This is a genomic window from Pseudovibrio exalbescens DSM 16456 (assembly GCF_000422785.1).
GTDB classification, from domain to species: Bacteria; Pseudomonadota; Alphaproteobacteria; order Rhizobiales; family Stappiaceae; genus Pseudovibrio; species Pseudovibrio exalbescens.
Genome location: NZ_AUGS01000005.1, coordinates 409564 through 426619, shown reverse-complemented (window position 1 = coordinate 426619; position 17056 = coordinate 409564). Strand labels below are relative to the sequence as shown.

Annotated in this window: 16 protein-coding genes; 9 read left to right on the top strand and 7 right to left on the bottom strand. The window is 54.1% G+C overall.

Annotated features, from left to right (window positions below; genetic code table 11):
* From G512_RS0106830 to G512_RS20265, 3 genes are all read right to left on the bottom strand, one after another.
* Positions 1–253, bottom strand: a 253-nt coding sequence (locus G512_RS0106830) for an IS3 family transposase (protein ID WP_028481072.1), incomplete at its 3' end; no start/stop codon positions are given.
* A gap of 317 nt (positions 254–570) precedes the next feature.
* Positions 571–2022 carry a hypothetical protein gene (locus G512_RS0106820; protein ID WP_028481070.1) on the bottom strand — a complete coding sequence of 484 codons (1452 nt, stop codon included), beginning with the start codon at positions 2020–2022 and terminating at the stop codon, positions 571–573.
* A complete protein-coding gene (locus G512_RS20265; protein ID WP_081657390.1) occupies positions 2015–4060 on the bottom strand; it encodes a carbamoyltransferase C-terminal domain-containing protein in 2046 nt (681 codons plus the stop codon). The genes G512_RS0106820 and G512_RS20265 overlap by 8 nt, the downstream gene beginning before the upstream one ends.
* 218 nt (positions 4061–4278) lie before the next feature.
* Between G512_RS20265 and G512_RS0106810 the strand changes: the two genes are divergently transcribed.
* Positions 4279–5139, top strand: coding sequence for a methyltransferase domain-containing protein (locus G512_RS0106810; protein WP_028481069.1), 861 nt, complete (start codon positions 4279–4281; stop codon positions 5137–5139).
* Between the two features lie 128 nt (positions 5140–5267).
* Positions 5268–5648: a DUF4174 domain-containing protein gene (locus G512_RS20260; RefSeq protein WP_162143364.1), complete on the top strand. Its 381-nt coding sequence runs from the start codon at positions 5268–5270 to the stop codon at positions 5646–5648.
* A 16-nt stretch (positions 5649–5664) separates the two neighbouring features.
* Here the strand turns inward: G512_RS20260 and G512_RS0106800 are convergent, their stop codons facing one another.
* The 4 genes from G512_RS0106800 to G512_RS0106785 all read right to left on the bottom strand — a co-directional run bounded on the left by G512_RS0106800 (position 5665) and on the right by G512_RS0106785 (position 9746).
* Positions 5665–6648, bottom strand: coding sequence for a glutathione S-transferase family protein (locus G512_RS0106800; protein ID WP_028481068.1), 984 nt, complete (start codon positions 6646–6648; stop codon positions 5665–5667).
* Positions 6649–6828: 180 nt separating this feature from the next.
* Complete coding sequence (locus G512_RS0106795) at positions 6829–7212, bottom strand: cupin domain-containing protein (RefSeq protein WP_208974957.1); 384 nt, start codon at positions 7210–7212, stop codon at positions 6829–6831.
* A gap of 24 nt (positions 7213–7236) precedes the next feature.
* Positions 7237–8808: an autoinducer-2 kinase gene (gene lsrK, locus G512_RS0106790; protein ID WP_036488758.1), complete on the bottom strand. Its 1572-nt coding sequence runs from the start codon at positions 8806–8808 to the stop codon at positions 7237–7239.
* On the bottom strand, positions 8805–9746 hold the full coding sequence (locus G512_RS0106785) for a sugar-binding domain-containing protein (protein ID WP_028481065.1): 942 nt from the start codon (positions 9744–9746) through the stop codon (positions 8805–8807). The genes lsrK and G512_RS0106785 overlap by 4 nt, the downstream gene beginning before the upstream one ends.
* A 343-nt stretch (positions 9747–10089) precedes the next feature.
* Here G512_RS0106785 and lsrF point away from each other — a divergent pair, with 343 nt between their 5' ends.
* The 7 genes from lsrF (at position 10090) to G512_RS0106750 (ending at position 16990) form a co-directional block, all read left to right on the top strand.
* Positions 10090–10977, top strand: coding sequence for a 3-hydroxy-5-phosphonooxypentane-2,4-dione thiolase (gene lsrF / locus G512_RS0106780; protein WP_028481064.1), 888 nt, complete (start codon positions 10090–10092; stop codon positions 10975–10977).
* Between the two features lie 182 nt (positions 10978–11159).
* Entirely contained in the window at positions 11160–12680 is a 1521-nt protein-coding gene (gene lsrA / locus G512_RS0106775) for an autoinducer 2 ABC transporter ATP-binding protein LsrA (protein WP_036488755.1), read from the top strand.
* Entirely contained in the window at positions 12674–13717 is a 1044-nt protein-coding gene (gene lsrC, locus G512_RS0106770; RefSeq protein ID WP_028481062.1) for an autoinducer 2 ABC transporter permease LsrC, read from the top strand. Before lsrA ends, lsrC begins: the two co-directional genes overlap by 7 nt.
* Positions 13714–14721 carry an ABC transporter permease subunit gene (locus G512_RS0106765; protein ID WP_028481061.1) on the top strand — a complete coding sequence of 336 codons (1008 nt, stop codon included), beginning with the start codon at positions 13714–13716 and terminating at the stop codon, positions 14719–14721. The genes lsrC and G512_RS0106765 overlap by 4 nt, the downstream gene beginning before the upstream one ends.
* Before the next feature lie 86 nt (positions 14722–14807).
* Positions 14808–15839 (top strand): autoinducer 2 ABC transporter substrate-binding protein LsrB, encoded by a 1032-nt coding sequence (gene lsrB, locus G512_RS0106760; RefSeq protein ID WP_028481060.1) that lies wholly within the window; start codon positions 14808–14810, stop codon positions 15837–15839.
* Between the two features lie 88 nt (positions 15840–15927).
* Positions 15928–16224 (top strand): (4S)-4-hydroxy-5-phosphonooxypentane-2,3-dione isomerase, encoded by a 297-nt coding sequence (gene lsrG, locus G512_RS0106755; RefSeq protein ID WP_028481059.1) that lies wholly within the window; start codon positions 15928–15930, stop codon positions 16222–16224.
* A 10-nt stretch (positions 16225–16234) separates the two neighbouring features.
* Positions 16235–16990: a ribulose-phosphate 3-epimerase gene (locus G512_RS0106750; protein WP_051269025.1), complete on the top strand. Its 756-nt coding sequence runs from the start codon at positions 16235–16237 to the stop codon at positions 16988–16990.
* Positions 16991–17056: the final 66 nt, after the last annotated feature.

Below are 17056 nucleotides of genomic sequence, written 5' to 3'. Positions count from 1 at the left end.
CGTTGGCAACCGCCAGCTCCCCGATCTTGGCGTGGAGCTCTTTCACCTGCTCTTCGTCAATCTCCGGCTTTCGTTTGCCGCCACGTTCAAAAACGTCCGAAGCGCCTTCCAGCAGGGCACGCTTCCATTGATGGATCATGGTCGGATGAACCCCGAAGCGGCTCGCCAGTTCCGATATCGTCTCTTCGCCCTTCAACGCTGCCAGGGCGACTTTCGCCTTGAACTCCGGCGAGTGCTGCTTGCGTTTCGACATATCTGATCTCCTTTTCTCGAAGACCAGCAGACAACAAATCGTAGCTTACGTCAGTGTCCGATTTTCGGGAGGTAGCTCAGGTTGCAACGCGTCGATACTTCATAGAACGCAGGACGGCGAAACGCCCGGATAACTTGCCGAGCGTGTTTATAGTGTTCCTCGAGATGTGGAGCGGCCAACAAGAGTTGTTGAATACGCTGCGCAGCCCATTTTTTGTGCTCGGCGGTTCGCGGGCCTGCGATGCCGGCTTCTTTCGTGGCTTGACCGTGAGCCTGATCTGTCATGTTGTATTGTGTCTCACTTTCCGACCGGGCGACTTAAAGTCCCAAGGCACGACTCCAGAAAATAGAGGAATAGCTATAGTTTCTTGGGCCTCGGCGGAGGTGGTCTTCCAGCAGGTTTGCATAGCGTTGAGCCCAGAATCTCTCATGGGTTTCAGGATCCTTCGGACGCGGCAAAACCTCAATCTCTGTAAAATCAAGGGCGATTTTGTTGCCATCCCAATAGGCTTGACACCAAACTGTTGGAACTCCCAGTCGATGATTGAGACGGGCGGGTAAATCCCAAATCCTTACGGTTCCATTCAAAAGAGGTGCATCCAACGTGCTTCGAAACAAGTTGCCGTCACAGGCCAGAGCAAGGGCATGGCCAATACTCAAGTCGCGAATGATCTGGCGCAAGTGTGGGAGCGGGGAGGCACCAATCAGAATGGATGCCTGCGTGTTCGGCGCATCGTCAGACGGTTGCCGGTTGGATAGCATCAGATTGCGTTGGTTTCCAATGCGTTTGAAGTGCGGTAGGTGCCGGTCCAGATACCAGGCAGCAGCGGCACCCGGGCCGTGATGGGATGTAACCAGAAGGCACCCTTTGCCTCTTGCCAGGCACGCTTGGACCGGTTTCAAATCTACCCGCGAAAAAACGCCCTCCATTTCGACGACCTCCATGGCAAGGTCGGTAAATGCTGTTAAAGCGGTTTTGTTCGCGTTCACACCCCATTTGGCCTCCTCTTCAAACCTTGAAAACGGCATATCTGCGGGGCGTAACACCTCCGCAATGCGGCGGGACAATGTTGTTGTAGAGGGTGTAAGTGGAGGCGGGGTGTCCAAAGCTTTCTGAAACAGTAGTGGATCATCGATGCGTAGACCGCCAAAGCTGGCTGAGGCATGCAGTTGCTTGGCATCTTTGGCCTCCGAGGCTCTGGAAAATGCAGCCAGACAGTCCAGATGGAATTGAAAGTAGATGGGATCATCGAGGGCGTCATGAAACCATGATCGACTTAACGCGAGAGACTGTTCGGTAAGCGGTAAATTGCGCCAGACACGAATGTACAGCTCTCGAAATTTATGCTGGTCGGGGTACTGCAGGACTGCTGTCTCTGCCTTCCGTCCAGCCTCATGGAAACTTTGCAGGGCCAACAGGCTGAGTATTTCAATGCGAGCAGCCGTTGGATCATCCGGACACACCCGTTTCAGTTTTCGCGCCGCCGCCAAGGCTTGCTCAGGTGCCCCTATTAGCTTATGGAGCTGCGCATAATGGCGAAGTAAAGCCGGGTTTTCAGGCCAACGTTTCAACGCGCGTTCAGCACACGAACAGGCCTTTGAAAAGGCACCAAGATGTTTGCAGCATCTGATTTCACCAAGGGGGCCTTGCAGTTTATTGGGGTGGGACGCGGTCACTTTTTGCCAATGCGTAAGAGCTTTTTGAAAATGTCCTTTTTCCTCTGCCTCTCGGGCGTGTTGAATACGAGATTTGAGGTCTGTATCAGCCATTGTCCGCCTCACAACAAACCGGTTCCGCCTGCCTGTTTCCAAGCGCTTCTTCCAGCGTGTTTGATCCTTGTAGGTCGTGATACATATCGATGAACTGAAAATCTGGCTGTTTGCCAAAGCTGTGTCGTAGTTTAGACAGCAATCTCTGTAGTCTCGGTGCTGTGCCCGGAGCCGTGTGATCAACATGGCGCAGTTTTGGGATTTGACGCATCAAAACCAACTCTTCCCGACTGAAACCAAGCGGATTGAGGCGATGCACATCCCCCGCAGAAAGGGGCTCTTCCATTGGTTTAAAATGGCGCCGAGCCCTTTTGTTTGTTGCTGTCTTGTCGTGATGTTGGAAAGCGCCCAGCTGAATGCGCATTCCATCGGCGTAGATAACGGAGAGTTCTTTGGACAAAGCAAAATCGAGCGCTGCAGAAATGCTGTTCAGAATAGGCTCGCTGCGGTCATTGAGGGAGGTATTGCATAGCATCGGCACACCTGTGGCCCGATGGAAGGCATTAAGGATCTCATGAAGTTCCGGGTTTGTTTCCATGGTTAACGTCTGTACTCGAGCCGTGCCATCCAAATGGCAAATTGCGGGGACTAGTGCTGCCTTGTCCGCTTTGACTTGAAATGCATGCAACATGTATGGAGAAGGAAAGCTCTCCTCAAACCAATCCTTTGAAAACTCGTCCAAAACAAGCGGGGCGACCGGCCGCCACCATTGGCGCTGTTTGATCCGGTTCAACCTATCGCGGGAGGTTATGTCCCGAGGATCAGCAAGGAGAGATCGGTGGCCCAGTGCCCTGGGGCCAATCTCGGCTTGGCCCTGAAACCAGACAATGGGTCCGTCCAACAAGTCGCTTAAAATGGTCTCAAGCTCAGGATGAGAAATATCTTCGATGTGAAGAGAAAAGGTTGGGTCCTTTATAACGTCCGATAGGTTATCCGTGCCATTGGAACCGAGGTAGGGGGAGGAGAGGCGAAAGCGAAAGTCCGGCTCATCAGCGAAAAAACGCATAAGTCCCAGTCCGAGAGAAAGCCCTGAATCATTTACGCAAGGCGGGGCAAGGAATCCTTTAAACTCAAATTGCTTCATCAGGGCTGTGTTCAACGGACAATTGAGCGCCAAACCGCCGGACATCGCCAGATATGTGTTTTGGGGAGTGACGTCATTCTCATCAATGATCTTGGCAAGGATTTGCTTGGTTTGGGAAATCGTTTTTTGTTGTATCAGGCGCGCGATGACCGCAGCTTCGTTTTCCTTTCTGGTAAAGAGAGGATCGCCACGAATTTCCGAACCACTGGTTGAAGATAGCGTGTCCTCAACCTGACGCGTCACCCCCTTGAACCAACGGTCCGCCTTTTCAAAATCCCGCCTGCGGATGATCAGGGGGGGATCGTCGACGGCAAGAGGCAGCACAGCTTTGCAGGCCCCGGCAAGGGCCATCAGGCTGCCCTCCTTCAATCCATATCGTTGGCGCATCAAAGCCCACAAAGGAGCCGTGGATGCGACAGGAAACAAGGACATTTTGCCGTTTTTGACAAGAGCACCTACATAGTAGGGTTTGCGTTGGCTAGCTTCATCTTCAACGCTGTCAGGACCGCCGTCCATGGCCAGAGCCACAATTGTCTCAGTATCAAAAATGGATTTGTCCAGCATGAGTGCGGAAAACAGATGAGCAAGACTGTGCTGGGGAAACTCTTCAAAACGACGCCAATAGTCCCCGCCGGACGCAGAGACACTGTTGATGCCCGGCGTTCCCCAAACTCCGACAATGTCGGTGGTGTCAAGTCCGAGCGGCCTCAGGCGATCTGCAACAAAAGTCCAGAAATGCGTGTTGTCACGAAATGCGCGCAGATGGTGTTTCTCGCCGGAAAAGCGCTCCAGTTCCCACACCTGAATCAGTTCGACATCGCCTCCGTTCTTGCGCCACAAACTGATATTGTGGTCATGGCGTAGCGCGATGCCATAGTGATGATCGAGCGCATCAACATGGCAATAGGCTGAAATGTAATGACCATCTCCCAAAGGGCACCTCTTAATACCCATGAGGGCCGAGATCCTCTCGGCCTTCTGCGTTGATGCAAGTCCCACTCCTGTGATTTGCGATGCAAGGGTGCCGTTTTTAAGCGTTAAGAAAAACAGTCAGAATTCGCGAGGGAGATTTGAGCCCTTACATTGCCGGATAGGCACGGTTGATCGTGTTCCTGTAGCTTGCAGCCGATGGGTGGATCACGCAAAACCAGCTGGCAAGGGGTAGCAAAAGAATGCGATTTCAAAGGAAGTTTCGCTGTGATTTCTGCGCAAGCACCGAGAGCAAGCCCTATCTAAAAACAACGAAGGTGAGCTGGTACGGCAAAGACCGTTTTGAACTGCATTCCTGTGTGAACTGCAATCTGGTCATGGCGTTTCCCAGACCCGATCGAGATGCGCTGTATAAGGACTTTTTTGAAGGAGCTGATAGTGCCCAACGGACCATCACACGCAAGCTCTCGCGGCCCAACGTTCTTGCCGTACACGAAAAGGCTGTAGAGCGGGCTGAAGGTTTTTTTAAAGAGGCAAATGACGGTAGGCGTCCGAAGGTCATTTTTGATATGGGTTTTGGCGCAGGCACCTTGATGGAAGCTGCGCGCCTTAAAGAAATGGAGGCGGAAGGAAACGAGATTAATCTTGCTGGCGTGCATCGCATGCAGGATCTTGGCTTCAACGCGCACCATGGTTTTACCCGGGACCTGAGTCTTGAGCCCGAACGCTTTGATATGGTTTTCAACTTCGATTATCTTGAGCACTCTTACGAACCATTTCAGGATTTGAAAACCTGTAACGCGCTTTTGAAGGGGAATGGGATATTATACCTTAAGACGCTCTATCTTGACTGTCCTGATCACCTGCTCAAGGGTCCGAACTACCAGCTTCTCGGTCAAGGCCATTTTTCTTATTTCTGGCCACGTACTCTACTTTGCATGTTCCAATCAGCCGGTTTCGAAATCCTGGAACTGCGGATGACCGGGCTGATCTACATCATTGCCAAGAAAGTTGGACCACCTCTTCCAAAAATCTCGTTGAATTTTCTGGATCACAGATACGCAATGGTGGAGGAGAAGACGCCACTCGAAGTCCATCATTGAGCTTTGGAGGGATATGCGCTCCCGAAACCTCGATCTAGGCTGTGCGGGCATCTACACTGTGGGAACGACAGAAGGAAGGCTCCCAAATGAAGTGGCTTTGTGGTCTGTTGGTTTTTGCAGGAGTGCTCATGTCCTCTGCAGCGGCTCAAATTGATGATTTTTTATGGAAAAACAGACTGCTGATTGTCAGCGTCTCAAATGAAAATGCGCTGCTGTTGGCTGAACAAAGCGCTATATTTGACGACCATTATGCGGGGATGAACGACCGTGACCTGAAGTTGATCAGTCTTGTGGCTGAACGGGTGTATGTGAACGAGGTTTCAACTGACCAACTAGACGCAGCCTTTATGCGTGAACAATATGACCTTCCCAATCAGGGTGTTGCAATTCTGGTGGGGAAGGACGGTACTGTAAAACTGCGCCGCGACGCAGCGATTTCCGCGGCCGAGTTGTTTTCCGTCATAGATCGAATGCCGATGCGCCGCCGTGAAATGAAAGATCGGGGTTAATCAGCATCTATCTGGTTTAAAAGTAAGTGATCTCTGCTGTCCAACGGGTCCGGTCATGAGGTGCGCCCAAATCAAGATTAGCCGGGCCCTTGGCAATGATGCCGAAGGGGTTGATGCTGGTGAGTGACTTAAAATAGTGCGCCTTGACGTTGGGCATGTGCACGGTCTCTGCTACACCCTCCCATTGATACAGATCTCGCAGATAACCAGAAAGCGCCGGATAGTCGGCAATACGGCGCAGATTGGTTCGGAACAGGTTTACATAAACTGCGTCGAACCGAACCAAAGTGACAAATAAGCGCCAGTCAGCCTCGGTGAGAGTATTCCCACACAGGAAACGTTGATTTCCTAGCCGGCCTTCCAGTTGATCAAGGCACTCAAATACACCAGCAACGGCGTTATCATAGGCTTCTTGAGTGCGCGCAAAACCGCAACGGTATACGCCATTATTCACGCACTCGTAGATCAGTGTGTTGAGCTGTTCGATTTCGTTTTGTAGTGCCTTTGGATAAAAATCAATGCTATTGCCTGCGGTGCCGACAAATTCGGAGTTGAGCATCCGAATGATTTCAGCGGATTCGTTGCTGACGATGCATTCCCGCTGCTTGTCCCATAAAACCGGTACAGTGACGCGGCCCGTGTAAGTCGCATCACTGCGCGTATAAATCTCATGAAGGTAATCGGCACCATAAAGCGGGTCTGGATCGGTGTCGCTATCGCCCGAAAACCACCAGCCGTTCTGGCCCATGTACGGATCGACGGTAGATAGGGAAATTGCGCCCTCAAGGTTCTTCAAGCAGCGAAACAGCCGGGTTCGATGGGCCCAAGGGCAAGCATCGGCAACATACAGATGATAGCGGCCGACCTCCGGCAAGAACTGCGTCGAGCCATTGGCTTTGATCCAGTTTCGGCAAACAGATTCTGCCCGTTGGAAAGTGCCGTCCTTTGAGGCTGTGCCGACCTCTCCGTGTTGCCACTTTCCGTTTACAAGTTGTCCCATGTTCCCTCCTAAACTCTTATATAAGCGCTTGGGCAGTCTAGAGGGACAAACCTGAAATTTCGAAGGCAAATTTCCAGGAAGGCTTTGAAAACAGTGTTCAAGAAATGGAGACGATAGGCAGGTCAAGGGCACTGAGCCATTGGACACTCAGTACCCTTGACAGGTGTTTGCTAAAGCGGATTAGGACGCCGCTTGTTCGGGTGTCCAGTCGACCGGCACACCGTCCTTGGGGTCATAGGGCGCCTTGATAAAGACCGCTTTCCACGGCACGTCTCCGTGATTGACAACATAGTGAGCTTCTCCAGGCTCACAGCGCAGGAAATCTCCCACGCCAAGAACGTGGAGATTGCCGTCCACATACATATGCACTTCGCCTTCAATGGTCAGAAAGTTTTCTTCAATCCGACAGTGCTTGTGTGCTGGAAAATGTTGTCCGGGCTGCAGGGTCACCACGCCAATGTCCGAGCGCGGACCTCGTTGCAAATACTTGGGGCCGTGGTCGTCAAATCGGTAGGTGTGATCGCGTTCACTTGTCTTGTACATGTTTGCTATGGGCGCGAGCATGGCCAGCGCCGTCCTCTCAACTCTTTATAGCCCTGGGGCCTTCCACATGGATTGGGTAATATTCTGCTCCACCAACGGACGCTGTGCCGCATAAGCTTCACGCCATTTCCGGGTGATCTCGCGATATTCCGCGTGAGTATCCGGATTGGGTGTATAGTGCCGGTCCCAGCGAACGAGTTTGTCAGCCGCCTCGGGCAGGGAAGGGTACACGCCGATACCCACCCACGCGGCGAGGCCGCAGGCAAATGCAGTTGCTTCCGTTACCTCAGGCACCTTGACCGGAAGACCAGTCGCATCGGCCAGAATTTGACACCACAAACGCCCCTTTGAGGCCCCGCCTGCAAAGACAATCTCGTCAAGTGTCACGCCGGCCATATCAGCGGCCATCGTCAGATTCTCGGCCGCCACAATCGCGGCATTTTCCTGCAAAGCACGGAAGATCTCCGGTTTGCCGCATTTGCTGGCGTCCAGAGAAAGGTTCAAAAGCGACGGGGCGGCGTGATACCACGCCCCGTAGTTCATGACATCGGTGAAAATCGGCAGAATGCCATGGGCACCGACGGGAACCTGAGCGGATTGTTCTTCAAGCAGCGCATACACATCGATGCCGCGCTCGTCTGCAAGGCGCTTTTCTTCCTGACAAAACGCGTCACGGAACCAACGCGTTGTCATGCCAACCATGAAGGCGATGCCCTCGGCCTGACTGACGCCGGGAACCACGTGGGGGTTAACGCGGATACGCATATTGGCGTCAGTCGCCGCAGACCCCATGTTGACCACTTCCTGCCAGAAAGTACCGCCCAAGACAGCGGCTTGACCGGGCCTTGAAACGCCAAGCCCCAACGCACCGAGCTGCACATCGCCGCCGCCCATGACGACAGGAGTGCCAGCCGACAAGCCGGTTTCCTCTGCGCCTTTGGCCGTTATCTTGCCAATCGCCGTACCGGTTTCAACCACCTTTGGAAAAATGTCGGTTTTCAGGCCGGCCTTGCCCGCAATCTCCGGAACCCAGTCCCGTGTTTCGAGCGAGAAAATACCTGTCGTGCCAGCATTGGATGGATCACACGCTATGACGCCTGATAGCCGCGCCAGAATCCAGTCAGACAACATGGACATGGTCGCAGTGCGTTCGTACACCTCTGGCAAGTGTTTCTGGATCCATTTCAAGCGGGGAATTGCGCCCAGCGCGAAGGTCTGCCCGGTAATCGCATAGGCATCCTTTTGTAACTGGGGCGCGTCGGCCTGAAGGACGCGCACCTCGTCTGCCGCCCGAGAGTCGACGTTGGCACAGGCCCACAGTTCTTGACCATCCGCGTCGTAAAGCACAATGCCTTCACGCATACTGGTGCCACTCACAGCAAGAATATCCTGCGCGCCCAGCCCGGCTTCTCCCAAAGCCTTCTTGATGCAGCGACACAACAGATCCCAGTTCGCCGGGCAATCGAACTCCATTGATCCCGGATAACGAGGGTCACTCAGATGGGTCCACTCTTCCTGCCCAACGGCAATCTGCCTCCCTTGAGCATCAAAAATGACAGCGCGACCACTGCCAGTTCCGGCATCAATTGCCAGAACATAGCCCTGGTTCTCACTCATTTCTTTTCTCCCTTGATGATGGCCTGGGCGGTTGGCTCGTCTGTAATCAGCACATTAAAGTGCTTGCCTTTCGCCGCAGCCCGGATTGCGTCGACTTTGTCCTCCCCACTGGCGGCGGCCACGACTTGCGGAATATGACGCAATGCGTCAAGGTCGAGTCCAACCAGAGTTTGGTGGAACGGAAGATCGAGCACCTGTCCTTCTTCGTCGTAGAAGTAGGCTATGATATCGCCCACAGCGCCTTGCCGCCGGAACGCTTCGAACTGAGATTGGGTTGCATACCCAGATGTGACCAAAGTGGCCTGATTGGCAACGGACCCAATACCGACAAGTGCATAGTTGGCCGTCTTGGCCATGCTCATCACATCTACTATGTGGCGCTCTGTCTTTAGGCTCTCCGCCAATGACTCGTTGGATACGAGAAGAGGGGCCGGTATCAGGTGAACGTGCTTGGAGGTGCGCCCCGAGGAAACCCCTTCAATATAGGCGGCAACCCCACCGGTAAGGCTTACCAGGGACACATCGCGGTGAGACAGCGTTTGGGCCAGCCGTTGCAGTGCCCCCATGACCGTTGCCCCCCAGCCGACCGCCAGAAGATCAGACTTTTGCAATTTGTTCATCAAGTACTGGCTTGAAGCCTCGGCAAGCCGAACGGTTGAATCAGCTTCTCCCTCTGCCGGAATGACACGAACCTCCTTAAGGCCATACAATTCCTGCAATTCATTTTCGAGTGTGAAGCAACCGCCGTAACTTGAGTTAATATGTATATGAATCAGGCCCATACGCCTGCCGCGTTCCAGCATGCGCGAGACCTTGATGCGCGACAGGTTCAAGCGGGACCCAATATCACTTTGGGTCATGCCGTCATGATAATAGTACCACGCTACCCGGCTCAGTAGCTCTTCTTCGTGGGGTTCATAAGCGAAATCGTCAGTCATCTCGTTCACGTTGGGCCTCCAAGCTCCATTGTGAGCATTTGATCATGACTGGTATAAATGATCAATTGCTGATTTTATTTCTCCTAAATTCTACCTCCGGTATACTACGTATAATGATTGATTTTATGCGGATTTTTCGTGGTTTTGCAGCCTTTTCCTGAAATTTCACGCCAGTGGATAATGATCATATGTTGCGGCAAAGTGATATATGAATCGTTCTTATGGTTGACCTTTTCGCCAAACGAGCAATACTCGAGTGAGCAATTGACGAGTCGTTGTTCATATGAACGCTTGGTCGGGATGGCCGGGTCAGATGGCTCAAACATGTAACTCGGAGGACGACATGGCTGATTTGGATGATGTAAGAGAAGGCAAGGATTTCGGGCTCGACAAACCGGTTGAAGTGAAGCCGTTCCCGCTTCGTGGTGCCAATGCTCTGGATTGGGGGATGCAGGACCGCATGGCCCGCATTTTCCAGGAAAAAAGCGGCAACACTGTCATGCTGGCATTTGACCATGGCTACTTTCAGGGTCCGGCAACCGGCTTGGAGCGTCTGGATCTGACGATCCGCCCGTTGGTTCCTTATACAGACGTTTTGATGTGCACCCGTGGTGGTCTTCGAGCAACCATGCCGGCCGACAGCCGCAAACCAGTTGTGCTGCGGTGTTCAGGTGGTATGAGCGTTCTGACTGAGCTGTCGAACGAACTCGTAGCCGTCGATATTGAAGATGCAGTTCGCTTGAACGCTTCGGCTATCACAACCAACGTCTACGTCGGCGCGGAATATGAGCACAAGTCTCTGGCCAACCTGGTGAAGCTCATTGACACAGGGAACCGCTATGGCGTGCCCACAATGGCTGTCACGGGCGTTGGCAAGGACATGGTGCGTGATGCACGGTATTTCGGTCTTTCGACCCGCATCTGTGCTGAACTTGGGGCCCACATCATCAAGACTTACTTCGTTGAAGAAGGCTTTGAGAAGGTGGCTGCTGGCTGTCCAGTGCCGATCGTTATCGCCGGCGGTAAAAAGCTTCCGGAAATGGATGCTCTGACAATGGCCTACAAGGCAATCGATCAGGGTGCATCTGGCGTTGATATGGGCCGGAACATTTTCCAGTCCGACAGTCCGGTTGGCATGATCAAGGCCGTTCGTGCCGTGGTGCATGACGGTGAAAAACCGGAAAAGGCCATTGAAATCTACAAGGCCGAAAAAGCCAAGGAACTCGCCTGATCTAGGTGAAACCGGAGCCCGGTAAGGGAGTGCGACGCAAGTTCTTGTGTCGGGCTGCCGGGCTCCGGACCCGCCGGCTATGGCGTCTGGCGGTTCTGGGGTGACCTGCACCGAAGGGGTTCGTTGCGGGTTTGGGAGAACGGCGTACCTACGCCGACAACATACCAAGGAGTGCGCTTGAAATGACGGAAATAAAGCCGTCTGGCCAACGCGAAACACTCATCAAAGCTGACAATGTCTGGAAATTTTTCGGCAGTGTATCAGTTCTGAAAGGCGTTGATCTGACGCTCGAGTCCGGCCAAATCCATGCTCTTCTGGGAGGCAACGGGGCGGGGAAATCCACCCTGATGAAGATCATCGCCGGCCTGCATCCGGTGGACCGTGGCAATCTTTACGTCTGCGGTGAGGAAGCTAATCATTTGACACCGGTTCTATCTCGCCAGTTGGGGATCCATCTGGTGCCACAGGAACCGATGTTGTTCCCAAATCTTAGCGTTGAAGAAAACGTGTTGATGCATATGTCCGGAAATCGGACGGAATTGCGTTCACGACTGTTAACGCTGATCAAAGAAGTCGGTTCAAACCTCGACCTGCACACACCGGCTGGCCAGTTGGAAGTGGCAGACCAGCAAATGGTTGAGATCCTCAGAGGTCTGATCAGGCGAGCGCGTATCCTAATCCTTGATGAACCGACATCCGCGTTGACGCCGCGCGAGGTATCCAGACTGTTTGAGCGCATGCGCGCCCTGTCGGAACAAGGTGTCGGAATCTTCTTCATTTCACACAAGTTGGGCGAAATCCGCGAAATTGCGGAGGTGGTCAGCATCCTGCGGGACGGGCGTGTAGTTTTGGCAGGACCGCCGAAGAGCTTTTCAGACTCCGAAATCGTTCGTGCGATGACCCAAGTCGCAGGCAAGTCCGCTTTGGATGCCTCAGATGCGCCAGCCCCTTACAAGGGTGGTCGGGAAATCCTTAGGGTCGAAAACCTGTGTGGTGAGGGTTTTGCCCGCGTTTCATTTGCACTTCATGAAGGTGAAGTGTTGGGCCTCGGCGGCGTGGTTGGATCAGGTCGCACCGAACTTGCCGAAACGCTTTACGGCATCCGCCGTGCGGCGCGTGGACGGGTCTCGCTTGATGAGCGTGATGTGACGCACACAACTCCGATCCAAAGCTTGGACCAAGGTATCGTTTACCTGCCTGAAGACCGTCAATCCAGTGGCTTGTTCGTGGACGCGCCGTTATCATGGAACTCGTCGGCCCTGGTTTTGTACCGTGAACCTTCCTGGTTGCCGCTCAAGGCGGAAGAGGAACGGTTTCAGCAATATGTTCAATCCCTCGGCATCGTCTGCGCCTCCTCATCACAAAGTGTGAGAACCTTGTCAGGCGGTAACCAGCAGAAGATCCTCTTGGCGAAGTGCCTTGCAGCCAAGCCCAAGGTGCTCATTCTGGATGAGCCCACCCGCGGCGTGGATGTCGCGGTACGTGCCGACATCTATCGTTTGATCGATGAACTTGCCGCCGAAGGTGTGGCAATCCTGCTCATTTCCTCAGACCACGAAGAAGTGCAACGCCTAAGCCATCGCGTTCTGGTTATGGACCATGGTTATCCCGGCGGAGAGCTGCGGGGCTCTGAAATCACCGTAGATGCGATTGCTCAGCTTTCATTCGGGGTTACGGCTGAAGAAGGGGCCAGCTCATGTTAATCAGGTTTCTGCAAAACAATCGTGAGGCATCCGTTGCAGCGATCATCCTGATCCTGTTTGTGCTGCTCGGGCTGGTCGATACTTCCTATCTCTCGTTCGATACGGTGGTTTCAATCTACAATAACAGCCTGATCCTGGTAGTTATTGCCATCGGCTCTACGCTGGTCATGGCCACCCGTGGATTGGACGTTTCCATCGGCTCCATAATGGGGTTGTCTGCTGCCATAGCCGGCATTTTGATGAATGGCGGCTACGGAATAGGCCTCAGCGTTGCTGTCGCTCTGTTTGTTGGCCTTTTGTGCGGCCTGTTCAATGGCTTCATGGTCGCAGTACTTCGCGTTCCGGCCATTGTGGCAACGCTTGGTACGTTGGGTCTGTTCCGCGGTCTGGTTCACCTGTCTACAGGAGGCAGTTGGATTGAAGGTCTGCCGGAAGGGTTCAAGGGGCTGTCACATGCCGTATTCCTTGGTCTGTCTCCCTTTGCCTGGATCGTTCTTATTCTCTTGATCGGGACGCATTGCTGGCTGCGCTACACGGCCTTCGGTCGCTCGCTGTTTGCGGTCGGTGATAACCGGGAAGGGGCACGTTTGCTCGGCATCCGAGTTCGCTCTGTCCAGCTCACGGCCTATGCAATCAACGGCATTCTGGCCGCCTTTGCAGGCATCATCTTTGCAGCGCAGATTGGGTTCATCCCCAATACCGCCGGTAATGCCATGGAAATGCGAGCAATCGCATCCAGCGTTCTGGGTGGTGTCAGCTTGCTCGGCGGCACAGGTACCGTTGTTGGTGCTGGCTTGGGCGCATACTTCATGACTTCCATTGACAGTGTCTTGGTCATGCTGCGTCTGGATGCGTTCTGGAACGATATGATTGCCGGTGCAATTCTGCTGCTGGTTCTGGTTGCTGACGGAAAAATCCGGGAAGCCATGGGCGCGTCCCTGCGCTACCACAAGTATCGCAAGTTCCTGGAGCCGGAAAGCTCTTCTTCCTCCGCGAAAACCCCTGAAATCAAGGAACTGAGTGAGGTGCGCAAATGAACGGACTTCGTTTCCTGAAACGCTGGGAGACGGTTCTGGCCGTTCTCCTGGTTGGTGAGATCCTGGTGTTCGGTGCCATCAATCCGGCCTTCTTGCGCCCGTCGACCCTTCTGTTCTCAACCAGTGACTTCGTGCATGTCGGGATTGTGGCTCTGGCCCTGACCCTCGTCATCATCACTGGTGGCATTGACCTGTCCATCGGCTCTGTAATGGGGCTGGCTGCCATCACCCTTGGTTTGCTTTGGGTGAACGGTGTCAATATCTGGATTGCCTGTATCGGTGCACTGGGCGTTGGCTGTTTGACCGGAATTCTGAACTCGGTTGCGATCCATATTGCCAAGGTGAATCCGCTGGTCATTACGCTCGGTTCCTCGTTCCTGTTCAGCGGGGCAGCGCTTGTCCTCTCCGGTTTGGGCGGTGCTTCCGGATACGAAGGGATCAGCGGTTTTGACGCAAGTTTCGTCGAAATGGCTAACCTTGAAGTCCTCGGTCTGCCGTTCCCACTTGTAATCTTCTTTGTTGCGACCGTTGTGTTCATGCTGCTTTTGCATCGCACCCGCTTTGGTCGCTACATCTACCTGATTGGCCAGAACCAGCGCGCCGCGAAATATGCGGGCGTCCCGCAGTTCCGCACGCTGACCATCGCCTATGCCTTGACGGGCATCATGGCGGCGCTCTCCGGATTGGTTCTTGCTTCCTACTTTGGCTCCGCTCGCTCTGACTTCGGTTCTGCCGCCTTGATGCCGGCAATCACCGCCGTGGTTCTGGGTGGATCCAGCATCTATGGCGGGTCCGGGACTATTCTCGGCACCGCTCTGGCTGTCCTTCTGGTCGGCTATTTTCAAACAGGTCTGCAGATTATCGGTGTCTCCAGCCACGTCTCCAATGCGCTTTCCGGCGGATTGTTGGTGCTGGTTGTTGCATTGCGCAGCCTGACTGAAATGGGACGCGCTCAATACCTCCAGTGGCGCGTTCTCAAAAGCGTTGGTCAAGCCGCACGGTAACACCAATGCATCTTGGGAGATGGCTCGTGGACCTAACCATGGTGAAACGGGAAGCGGGCCACTACACAATATTCGGGAGAAACACTATGAAACGCCTAGGTACGATTTCTGCAGCACTGGCACTGGCTCTGGCCGCTTCCAGCATGTTGACAACCGCTTCCGCCGCAGAAAAGCGCGTTGCCTTCATCCCTAAGCTGGTTGGTGTCGGCTTCTTCACCTCTGGTGGTCAAGGCGCCGTTGATGCTGGTAAGGAACTGGGTGTGGATGTGACCTATGATGGTCCAACCGAACCATCCGTTTCCGGTCAGGTTCAGTACATCAACACTTTCGTCAACCAGGGGTATGACGCCATCTCCATCTCGGCTGTATCGCCGGATGGTCTGTGTCCTGCTCTGAAGCGCGCCATGAAGCGTGGCGTTCAGGTGATGACGTGGGACTCTGACGTCAATCCTGAGTGTCGCAGCTTCTACGTCAACCAGGGCACGCCGGCACAGCTGGGCAAGCTTCTCGTTGATATGGCAGCTGAACAGCACAAGGGTGGCGACAAGGCCAAGGTTGCCTTCTTCTACTCCAGCCCGACCGTGACCGACCAGAACGCTTGGGTAAATGCAGCCAAGGAAATCATTGCTGCCGATTACCCGGGCTGGGAAATCGTAACCACACAGTACGGCTATAATGACGCACAGAAGTCCTTGCAGACCGGCGAAGGTATCCTTCAGGCCTACAAGGATCTGGACATCATCATTGCGCCGGATGCCAATGCACTGCCTGCGGCTGCTCAGGCTGCAGAAAACCTGGGTCGCGCTGGTGAAGTTGCAATTGTTGGTTTCTCCACGCCAAACGTCATGCGTCCTTACGTGAAGCGCGACACCGTGAAGGCTTTCGGTCTTTGGGATGTCACCAAGCAGGGTCGCATCACAACCTACGTGGCCAACCACGTGTTGGAAAATGGCGCAATGAACGTGGGTGACACACTGGAAATCCCGGGTGTGGGTACCGTTGAGGTGAGCCCGAACAGTGTACAGGGCTACGACTACGAAGCCGAAGGCAACGGCATCATCCTGTTGCCAGAGCGTCAGGTGTTCACCAAGGAAAACATCGACGACTTCGACTTCTAAGAAGTCCTGAAGCGCTTCGATGCGGGCATGGGAGGCATCGTCTCCCATGCCCTTCATGTCAAATCCAAAATGAAAAGCGAGAAAGAACATGCACGTAACGCTTGTAGAAATTCAGGTGAAACCAGACCGTGTAGAAGATTTCCTGCGCGTCTTCCGCCCCAATCATGAAGGCTCCATTCAGGAACCGGGATGCCTGCGTTTCGATGTTCTTCAGGATCCGGACGATCCGACCAAGTTCTCCATCTATGAAGCGTATGTCGATCAGGACGCAGTGAAGGCGCACAAGCAAACGCCGCATTATCTCAAGGTCAAGGCCGAACTTGAAGACATCATGACCGGGCCACGCACCCACCGCGTGTTCAAAGGCATACTGCCGGAAGTATAAGGGGCACGACATGACAACTGGCTTCTGTGAAGCACCGCTTGCTGCGGCGGATTTGCAAACGCGAGAAACATTGGTGGCCTGGTTCCGCCGGACGGCACCGCATCTGAGCGTCGGTCTCATGGCGGCCGATGCGATGGCGTACGGGGCATCGGTCAAAACCCTCGAGGAAGCCGGTGTCAACATCCTGCACTATGACGTAATGGATGGTGTGTTCTGCCCGTCCATGACGTCTGGCGCAGGGCTGGTCAAGGCCACGCGCACACGTATGCTCAAAGACGTGCATCTCATGGTGAAAGATGCGCTCGATCACATACCGGCGATTGTTGCTGCTGGTGCTGACATCGTTCATGTTCATTGCGAAGGAGCGGTTCATCTGCACCGTGCTTTGGTTGCGCTTGATACGCCGGTTGCTGGCCATGAGGGCGGACGCAAGATCCTTCGGTCCGTAGCCCTCAATCCTGGTACGCCGATTGAAATGTTGCGTCCCGTGCTGCATCAACTCGAAATGGTGACCTTCCTAGCGGTCGACCCCGGCTGGGGCGGTGGTGCACCCGATGAGGTGCTTGCTGGCAAAATAAACACCTTCCGCAAAATGGCGCAGGAAGCGGGTGTTGAGCCTCTTATCAGTATTGATGGCGGTATTAAGGCGCAAACCTATCCGATCGCGGCGGCCATGAAGCCGGATATGATCGTCAGCGGAAGCGCTGTTTTCAAAGACGGGCAAACAATAGCCGATAATCTGGCAGAGCTGACCCGCGGCGCTTGAGGCCGCGTGAACGAAGCTTTCATTCCAACCTCCCAGACGCCCTTGTCCGGCTTGGCCGGGCAGGGG

What these genes read in the sequence shown, in the direction of transcription:
- G512_RS0106820 (WP_028481070.1), bottom strand. Translation starts at nt 2,022, where the DNA reads ATGGCTGATACAGACCTCAAATCTCGTATTCAACACGCCCGAGAGGCA.
- G512_RS20265 (WP_081657390.1), bottom strand. Translation starts at nt 4,060, where the DNA reads ATGGGTATTAAGAGGTGCCCTTTGGGAGATGGTCATTACATTTCAGCC.
- G512_RS0106810 (WP_028481069.1), top strand. Translation starts at nt 4,279, where the DNA reads ATGCGATTTCAAAGGAAGTTTCGCTGTGATTTCTGCGCAAGCACCGAG.
- G512_RS20260 (WP_162143364.1), top strand. Translation starts at nt 5,268, where the DNA reads ATGTCCTCTGCAGCGGCTCAAATTGATGATTTTTTATGGAAAAACAGA.
- G512_RS0106800 (WP_028481068.1), bottom strand. Translation starts at nt 6,648, where the DNA reads ATGGGACAACTTGTAAACGGAAAGTGGCAACACGGAGAGGTCGGCACA.
- G512_RS0106795 (WP_208974957.1), bottom strand. Translation starts at nt 7,212, where the DNA reads ATGCTCGCGCCCATAGCAAACATGTACAAGACAAGTGAACGCGATCAC.
- lsrK (WP_036488758.1), bottom strand. Translation starts at nt 8,808, where the DNA reads ATGAGTGAGAACCAGGGCTATGTTCTGGCAATTGATGCCGGAACTGGC.
- G512_RS0106785 (WP_028481065.1), bottom strand. Translation starts at nt 9,746, where the DNA reads ATGACTGACGATTTCGCTTATGAACCCCACGAAGAAGAGCTACTGAGC.
- lsrF (WP_028481064.1), top strand. Translation starts at nt 10,090, where the DNA reads ATGGCTGATTTGGATGATGTAAGAGAAGGCAAGGATTTCGGGCTCGAC.
- lsrA (WP_036488755.1), top strand. Translation starts at nt 11,160, where the DNA reads ATGACGGAAATAAAGCCGTCTGGCCAACGCGAAACACTCATCAAAGCT.
- lsrC (WP_028481062.1), top strand. Translation starts at nt 12,674, where the DNA reads ATGTTAATCAGGTTTCTGCAAAACAATCGTGAGGCATCCGTTGCAGCG.
- G512_RS0106765 (WP_028481061.1), top strand. Translation starts at nt 13,714, where the DNA reads ATGAACGGACTTCGTTTCCTGAAACGCTGGGAGACGGTTCTGGCCGTT.
- lsrB (WP_028481060.1), top strand. Translation starts at nt 14,808, where the DNA reads ATGAAACGCCTAGGTACGATTTCTGCAGCACTGGCACTGGCTCTGGCC.
- lsrG (WP_028481059.1), top strand. Translation starts at nt 15,928, where the DNA reads ATGCACGTAACGCTTGTAGAAATTCAGGTGAAACCAGACCGTGTAGAA.
- G512_RS0106750 (WP_051269025.1), top strand. Translation starts at nt 16,235, where the DNA reads ATGACAACTGGCTTCTGTGAAGCACCGCTTGCTGCGGCGGATTTGCAA.